Source organism: Nocardia farcinica (assembly GCF_029867845.1).
Lineage (GTDB): Bacteria > Actinomycetota > Actinomycetes > Mycobacteriales > Mycobacteriaceae > Nocardia > Nocardia farcinica_A.
On the sequence record NZ_JARWRU010001073.1, the window covers coordinates 1 to 1,628 of the forward strand.

At 70.8% G+C, this 1,628-nt stretch carries 1 protein-coding gene and 1 pseudogene; both read left to right on the forward strand.

Annotated features, from left to right (window positions below):
• Nucleotides 1-547, forward strand: a pseudogene (locus tag QH283_RS23650) (hypothetical protein); the annotation flags it as partial.
• A gap of 161 nt (nt 548-708) precedes the next feature.
• Nucleotides 709-1,470, forward strand: a complete 762-nt coding sequence (locus QH283_RS23655) for a 3-hydroxyacyl-CoA dehydrogenase (protein ID WP_280505137.1) — start codon at nt 709-711, stop codon at nt 1,468-1,470.
• Nucleotides 1,471-1,628 lie beyond the last annotated feature (158 nt).

Here is a 1,628-nt window from a genome sequence, read left to right on the forward strand (position 1 = left end):
CCGTTCGGACGACCCGGTCGTCGCCACCCCGACGCCACCGACCGCCTCGACCACCACCGGCTCCCCGTCGACATCACGAGTCCCGGCCACGCCATCGTCGACTCTCCTGACGAACCCGGCCTGGGGCCGCGACGGCGCGCTGGCCGCGCTGCTGCCCGGGTTGGTCCCCCAGAGCCCGTCCGGCACCGGATTCCAGGGCGCCCGCTGCACGAGTCTGGACGTGGTGAACAACGGCGGCGCCCCGGCGCTGGAGTGCGAGCAGGACAACGGCGTCGACTGGTACGCCTGGTCGTTCCGCCTCGGCGATCCGCGCCGGGAGTCCACCTACGAGACCCTGATCGACAACGCGACCACCCGGGAGGAGACCTGGCAGCGCGGCCGGAGCTCGGGGCGGGTCCGCTGGGTCACCTATACCGAGGTCGGCACCGGTCTGTTGACGGTGATGTTCGACGATCCCGACCGGGAGTGGATCGTGCTGGAGGCGAGCTGGGACGGTCACACCGGCCAGGATCTGTACGACCTGTGGTGGAGCCAGGCGCCGCTCTGACCCGGCGCGGCGCTGTCGGAGGCCGGAAATCATGAGAACGACGGTTTACTTAAGGGCAACCGGCTCGCTATATTACGGACGCCGCACGCACCGCGAGGTGCCGCCCGCGGCAGCGCACGGATCCGGTCGCCACGACCGGAAACGCAGAAGGGATTGCACAGATGCGGATCGAGAACACCGTAGCGGTGGTCACCGGCGGCGCCTCCGGCCTCGGCCTGGCCACGGTGAAGGAGCTGCACGCCAACGGCGGCAAGGCGGTCATCATCGACCTGCCTTCGTCCAACGGCGAGGCGGTTGCCAAGGAACTGGGTGACGGCGTGGAGTTCGTCGCGGCCGACGTCACGAACGAGGATCAGGTCAAGGTGGCCCTCGACGCCGCCCAGGAGCTCGGTGACCTGCGAATCGCGGTGAACTGCGCCGGCATCGGAAACGCGATCAAGACAGTGTCGAAGAAGGGCGCCTTCCCGCTGCCCGACTTCACCAAGATCATCAACGTCAACCTGATCGGCACGTTCAACGTGATCCGGCTGGCCGCCGAGCGCATCGCCGCCACCGATCCGGTGGGCGAGGAGCGCGGCGTCATCATCAACACCGCCTCGGTCGCGGCCTTCGACGGCCAGATCGGCCAGGCGGCGTACTCGGCCTCCAAGGGCGGCATCGTCGGCATGACCCTGCCGATCGCCCGCGACCTGGCCGACCTGAAGATCCGCGTGCTGACCATCGCGCCCGGCCTGTTCCACACCCCGCTGTTCGCCACCCTGCCCGACGAGGCCATCGCCTCGCTCGGCGCGCAGGTGCCGCACCCCTCGCGTCTCGGCGATCCGTCGGAGTACGGCGCGCTGGCCCGCCACATCGTGGAGAACCCGATGCTCAACGGCGAGACCATCCGCCTCGACGGCGCGATCCGCATGGCGCCCCGCTGATCGGGTGACGCCGCCACACCGGTCGGCCGAACACCGGTGAACGACGGCGAACGGCCCCCGTAGCCCACGCGGGGTCAGGGGGCGGTGGGGGTTGGGGTGGCCGGGTCTAGGCCGGGCGGGGACCCCCCCGGGGGGTGCGGCGGGGGGTGGCCCGGCCG

Bases quoted from the DNA above. Each gene is read 5' to 3' on its own strand.
- QH283_RS23655 (WP_280505137.1), top strand. From the start codon at position 709: ATGCGGATCGAGAACACCGTAGCGGTGGTCACCGGCGGCGCCTCCGGC.